General features: G+C 41.4%; 7 protein-coding genes. 1 reads left to right on the top strand and 6 read right to left on the bottom strand.

What is annotated here, in order from left to right:
- Positions 1-434: 434 nt before the first annotated feature.
- The 6 genes from B2V92_RS04465 to B2V92_RS04490 form a co-directional block, all read right to left on the bottom strand.
- Complete coding sequence (locus tag B2V92_RS04465) at positions 435-1,493, bottom strand: NAD(P)H-dependent flavin oxidoreductase (RefSeq protein WP_293305091.1); 1,059 nt, start codon at positions 1,491-1,493, stop codon at positions 435-437.
- A gap of 1 nt (position 1,494) precedes the next feature.
- The gene (locus B2V92_RS04470; protein WP_293305092.1) at positions 1,495-1,875 is read right to left on the bottom strand and encodes a nuclear transport factor 2 family protein; all 381 of its coding nucleotides are present in this window, start codon (positions 1,873-1,875) and stop codon (positions 1,495-1,497) included.
- A 71-nt stretch (positions 1,876-1,946) separates the two neighbouring features.
- Positions 1,947-2,693 (bottom strand): SDR family NAD(P)-dependent oxidoreductase, encoded by a 747-nt coding sequence (locus B2V92_RS04475; protein ID WP_293305093.1) that lies wholly within the window; start codon positions 2,691-2,693, stop codon positions 1,947-1,949.
- A 5-nt stretch (positions 2,694-2,698) separates the two neighbouring features.
- A complete protein-coding gene (locus B2V92_RS04480) occupies positions 2,699-2,920 on the bottom strand; it encodes a tautomerase family protein (RefSeq protein ID WP_293305095.1) in 222 nt (73 codons plus the stop codon).
- Between the two features lie 10 nt (positions 2,921-2,930).
- Positions 2,931-3,467, bottom strand: a complete 537-nt coding sequence (locus B2V92_RS04485) for a YceI family protein (protein WP_293305096.1) — start codon at positions 3,465-3,467, stop codon at positions 2,931-2,933.
- Between the two features lie 92 nt (positions 3,468-3,559).
- Positions 3,560-4,138 carry a Crp/Fnr family transcriptional regulator gene (locus tag B2V92_RS04490; RefSeq protein ID WP_293305097.1) on the bottom strand — a complete coding sequence of 193 codons (579 nt, stop codon included), beginning with the start codon at positions 4,136-4,138 and terminating at the stop codon, positions 3,560-3,562.
- Between the two features lie 203 nt (positions 4,139-4,341).
- On the opposite strand from B2V92_RS04490, the gene B2V92_RS04495 reads away from it, so the two are divergent.
- Positions 4,342-5,883 (top strand): alpha-N-arabinofuranosidase, encoded by a 1,542-nt coding sequence (locus B2V92_RS04495; RefSeq protein WP_293305098.1) that lies wholly within the window; start codon positions 4,342-4,344, stop codon positions 5,881-5,883.
- The last annotated feature ends 202 nt before the right edge of the window (positions 5,884-6,085 follow it).

Raw genomic sequence — 6,085 nt, forward strand, 5'->3', positions numbered from 1 at the left:
GAATACGACCGGAACGCAGTGAAGTGCCCGCCTGCTTCGGGCAGGGAGAGATCTATCTCGGGATAGATTTTACAGTGAAGTCAGGTCTTACCGCCTAATTCAGCTTATATTTAAATTTGATTAAGTGTAAGATGGGAACATCTTACACCACGAAAAAGGGCAAATCAAATAATGCTATAGTGAAGTCAGGTGTTACCACCTGACTCAGCATATATTTAAACTTGATTAAGTGCAAGATGGAAACATCTCGCACCACGAAAATAATCACCAAATAAAGATCCTGAAACAAGTTCAGGATGACGTATTGCGCTGAACCATACATATTTTACAGTTGCAAATTAACAATTTAGCCATGCAACAATTGAACAATTCGCTATACAGTTACCCCCCTGAGCGTAGTCGAAGGGTAAACAATTAACCGATTAACCAAAAAACTAACCCATCTCCCTAACCAACGCTTCCATTAGCTCCCTTGCCGAAGTATATTTTAAATTCATGGTATTCTGTCCCGACCATAAATTATACATATCACTTCTGCCCTGCGCTATTGCGGCAGTTCTTAGAGGTCCCATCAGGCGTGTTTGCAATGGGAAAGGCAATACTTCTGTAGCATAATTTACCGCTTCAGATATCCGGTTAGGCACCATTCTGCCCATTCTACCGGTTAACGATTTTGATAACACTGTATTCGTTACTTCTCCCGAAAGCAGTTTTGCCTTGTGCATTGGCGTGGCGTTCGATTCGTCAGTCACCATAAAAGCAGTGCCCAACTGCACCGCATCTGCACCCAAAGCCAATGCTGCTTTTATCCCTTTGACATCAACAATGCCTCCGGCAGCAATAATGGGTGTTTTAATTTTTGCTTTAACCTGCTGGATTAATGAAAAAGTACCATTTAGCGATTCATCTGCTGGTTTAAGAAACGAAGGTCGGTGCCCACCTGCCTCAAATCCAGTAGCAACAATCGCATCAACCTGTGCCTCTTCCAGTGCTAAAGCCTCATCTAAAGTGGTTGCAGCACCAACGGTTTTGATGTCCAGTTTTCGCGCTTCATTAAGGATTTCTTTCGAAGGGATACCGAAAATAAAACTGAACACTGCTGGTTTCAGCTCAAATAAAGTTTCTACCTGTTTTAAAAATTTTGAAGGAATATTGCTGTCCAGATCTGGTAAAGGAATACCCAATTCGTCGAAAAAAGGTTTAAATGTGATTTCAATTTCCCTTTGCTTCGCAGCAGGGTAATTAACCAGACGCTCATCAACATCATTTACCCAAAGATTAATATTGTAAGGTTTATCTGTTTTCGATCTTACTATTTTATCTGTTGCGATAATTTCTTCGGGTGTTAAGGTATAGGCACCAATACTTCCTAATCCGCCCGCATTCGATACCGCTGCTAAAAGATCTGGCGTCGAAAACCCACCTCCCATTGGCCCTAACAAAATGGGGTATTCGATTTTAAGCAGTTCGGTTATTCTGGTTCTATTCCACATCCTAGTAAATTTTAACGTTGGTTAATAACTTGTTTACAATTACCCAGCCCTTATCAGTGTAGTTTAAGGATAAAAGATCGTAATAATTAAAATCAAAAATAGGCAGATGAACTTTGGCAATTGCAATAGAATTGATAATTTCTATCGATAATATTTCCATTTTAAAAGTTTGATCCAATTCTTTAGGACTTTTGCGATTGGCCACGCCATCCAGGTATTCATCAAGTGTTTTAAAATAGGCCAAACCGTTCACATCTCCAACCACAAGGCTTTTAGGATGGAATATTTTTCTGAGCAGGTTGGTATCTCCGCTGTAAACACCTTCAAAATAAGACGATAATACGGCTGCAATTGCATTTGACTGTTCTTTATAATTTTTCATGGTTTTAATTGGTTAAGGTATGCGCAGAAAATCTTTTCTACTGCATACCTGGTTTATAGTTAGTGTAATTTTTATCCAATATGGTGACCAGCTACATGGCCTCCATCAAGATTTATAAATTCGCCGGTTACAAAATTGCTTTCGGCCAGATAAAGTGCCAGTTCGGCAACATCCTGTGTTTCGCCAATACGGTTCAACAGGTGTAAGCCGGCTAGGGCATCGGCATCGCTAATGCCATTTTTTTCCTGCAACGGGCTTCTGATAATTCCCGGGGCAATACCATTAACACGGATATTCTGTTTGCCAAATTCTGCGGCCAGCTGTTTGGTTAAGGCATGTATTCCTCCTTTACTCGAAATTGGTGCGGTTGCCGGAAAACCGCCTATGGCATGATCTACCAGTACGGTTCCGATGTTGATGATTGCGCCGCCATCCTGTTTCAGCATTTGTGTTATGACTGCCTGACTGGTAAAAAAAGTACCTTTTAAATTGATGTTTAAAAATTGATCGAGATGCGCTTCATCTACCTCTAAAAATGGCTTTGAAGCGAAAATACCGGCATTGTTTACCAACACATCTACCGAACCAAAGCGTTCGATTGCGGTTTCTACCAAAAGTTTTCCGGTGCTGGCTTTGCTGATATCACCTGCAACCATTGCCAGTTGTTGGTGTGGGCCCAATTCGTTAAAAGTTGCAATAAGGTTTTGTTCGTTTGCCGAGTTGATCAATACATTGTATCCTTTTTTTAAAAATAAAGCGGCAATGGCGCGGCCGATCCCTGTAGATCCGCCTGTTATAATGGCTGTTAATGTTTTCATGATTTTTATAGTTGTTTATTTGCTGTTATTCCTTTTTCGCGTAATACCGATACCTGTTCGCCGGCATATCCCCAATCATCCGGTTCTATTTCCTGGATCACGATATGGGTTAGTTTTGGATCTTTATCCAGCACTTCGCTAATCAGGTTTGTAATTCCGCTAATTAATGTTTGTTTCTGTTCGCGGGTAACGCCTTCGCGGGTTACTTCAATTTTTACGTATGGCATAATGTTTAGCTTAAATGGTTAACGATGCGGTTAAATTAACGTCGAGCTCGAATTCGTTATAGATCAACGTATCGCCCAGGTTGGTAAAAAAGTTACCTGATCTGAATTTCATGTTGTATTTGGTACGGTCGACGAAGATTTTACCAGAAGCGGTTAAGGTATTTCCATTAACCTCCACCTCTGCTGCAAAAGTTACCGGATGTGTAATGCCTTTAATGGTAAGATCGCCAGTGATCAAGCTACTGCCTTCATTGGTTTCATCAACCGCTGTGATATTAAAAGTAGCCTCAGGAAATTGTTCCGTAGCGAAAAAATCCTCCGAGAATAAATGCCCGGCAAACTGTGCATTTGTTCCGGGATCGGTAACATCAAGGATAATGATAGAAGTGGTATCGATGATAAAGTTTCCGCTGTTTAGCTTACCATCGTTTAAGGTTAAAGAGCCAGATTTAACTGCTATGGTTCCGTTATGTGCTCCGGTTACTTTTTTACCGGTCCAGTTGATATTACTTTGAGCACTTGAAATTTCAAATTTTGTAGTTTCCATTTTTTGTTCTGCCAATCATGAGTGATTTGACAACACAAAGTAAAGGAGGAAATTTACAGGCCTTAGGTGATCTACATCACATTCTGCAGAGACTATTTTTGAGCGTTATATAGTCTGCTCAGGGTTTCTCTCGAAACACCCAGATAAGCGGCAATTAAATGTTTAGGCACCAGGTTGTACAACTGAGGGTAAAGGGTTAAAAGCTCTTCGTAGCGGGCTTTGGTATCGTTGTTCATAAAAGACAAAAGCCTTTTTTGTGATGCCAGGTAGCCCCTGTTCGTTCTCCAGCGGAAAAAATGTTCTACCTGATGGATTTCGCGGCAAAGCTTTTCGCGGTCATCGTTAGAAAGGCATAACACTTCAGCATCACTGATACAATCTACACTGATGGTGGCCCGGGTATGGTTGTAAAGTGCGCCATAATCAGAAGTCCACCAGGTGGGCATGGCAAACTGGAGGATATACATTTTAATCTCATCGTTGATAAAAAAAGCCTTCAAACAACCCGAAACTACAAAATACTCATGTTCAACTTTATCTCCTTCGCTGATAATGGCCTGACCTTTTTTAAATAAAAGTGGCTTAAAATGTGAAAATAAATAATCGAACTGCTCATCATTTAACTGAGCTGTTTTTAAAATATGCGATTTCAGGATTTCTTTGGCGTTCAAAACGGAAGATTTTAAAGTTTAAAGATAAGATTTTAGTTTGGCGTTTGGCGGCTGGCGTTTTGCGTCAGTTAACCTCCTGAGCGTAGTCGAAGGATAAACAATTAACCGATTAACCATACCCATAAAAAATAATTGTTAAAAAGACGTTTATTATTTGATAAAATTTTACTTTTATGGTAAGAACCTACCAAATATTAAACCTTATGATCAAAAAACTAATCTTCTCTGCTACCATGTTATGTTGCGCTGTTTTTGCACAGGCACAAAATGAAACACAGTTAACCATTAAACCCGCCGGCGATCAAATCGTGAGCAGGCATATTTATGGTCACTTTTCGGAGCATTTGGGCAGGTGTATTTACGATGGTTTTTGGGTGGATGAAAATTCTACCATTCCCAACAAAGGGAGGATCCGTTTGGATATTGTGGATGCCTTAAAAAAGATAAAAGTACCTAACCTCCGTTGGCCTGGTGGTTGCTTTGCGGATGAATACCATTGGAGAGATGGCATCGGACCACGGAATCAGCGTCCGAAAATGGTGAACACCAATTGGGGCGGCGTTACCGAAGATAATAGCTTTGGTACACATGAGTTTTTAGACCTCTGCCAAATGCTCGATTGCGAACCCTACATTGCCGGTAATGTGGGGAGTGGAACGGTTGAAGAAATGGCCAAATGGGTAGAATACCTCAATTTTGATGGGGTAAGCCCTATGACGGCAATACGTAGCCAGAACGGCAGGGAAAAACCCTGGAAAGTTTCTTTTTGGGGCGTTGGTAACGAAAGCTGGGGCTGTGGCGGTAACATGACGCCTGCCTACTATTCTGATCTTTACCGCAGGTACGCTACCTATGCCCGCAATTACCCGGGAGCGCCATTAAAAAGAATTGCCAGTGGTGCAAACGCCGACGATTATAACTGGACAGAAACCTGTATGAAAAATATCGGGAACCAGATGTGGGGTTTAACCCTTCACTATTATACCATCCCAACCGGAAACTGGGGCAAAAAGGGATCAGCAACCAAATTTGATGAAGCACAGTACTTTTCGACCATGAAAAACTGCCTCCACATGGAAGAGCTGGTTACCAAACACAGTGCAATAATGGATAAATACGATCCTAAAAAGAAGGTGGCTTTAGTAGTTGATGAATGGGGAATCTGGACGGATGTAGAACCGGGAACAAACCCTGGCTTTTTGTACCAACAGAATAGTTTACGTGATGCGCTGATCGCCGGAACAACCTTAAACATCTTTAACAACCATTCAGACCGCGTTAAAATGGCCAATCTGGCCCAAACAGTAAATGTATTGCAGGCACTTATCCTTACCGAAAAAGATAAAATGGTGCTCACGCCCACCTACCATGTTTTCGACCTGTACAAAGTGCATCAGAATGCCAAATATTTACCAATTGCATTTACCAGTCCAGATTACGTTGTGGGCGATCAAAAAATCCCGGCATTAAATGTTTCGGCATCGCAGGATAGCACAGGTGCGGTCCACATTTCGCTGGTAAATTTAGATCCGAACAGGAAAATTTCTTTAAATACGGTTTTGGATGGATTGAAATGGAACTCCGTAAGCGGACAGATTTTAACCTCAGCCAAACTTACCGATATCAATACCTTTAACGATCCTAACAAAGTGCACAATTCAAAATTTACAGGTGCAAAAAAATCCGGCAACTCGCTTAAAGTAGAAGTACCTGCGCAATCGGTAGTAGTGCTGGAATTGAAGTAATGTAAGATGTAAAATGTGGGATGGATGATGGAATTTTAACCATCCATCCCTCAAAGCTATTTTCAAAATAAAATCAGCAGCGATCGAAACAACGCTGTACTCTCCCCTCGTATCGTCATTTCGAGCGAAGTGTAACGAAGCCGAGAAATCTGTCTCGAGGTAGATCTCTCCGCTTCGCCTTGCTCCGGTCGTATTCTAGGTT

This window comes from Pedobacter sp. UBA5917, from assembly GCF_002432345.1.
Taxonomy (GTDB): Bacteria; Bacteroidota; Bacteroidia; order Sphingobacteriales; family Sphingobacteriaceae; genus Pedobacter.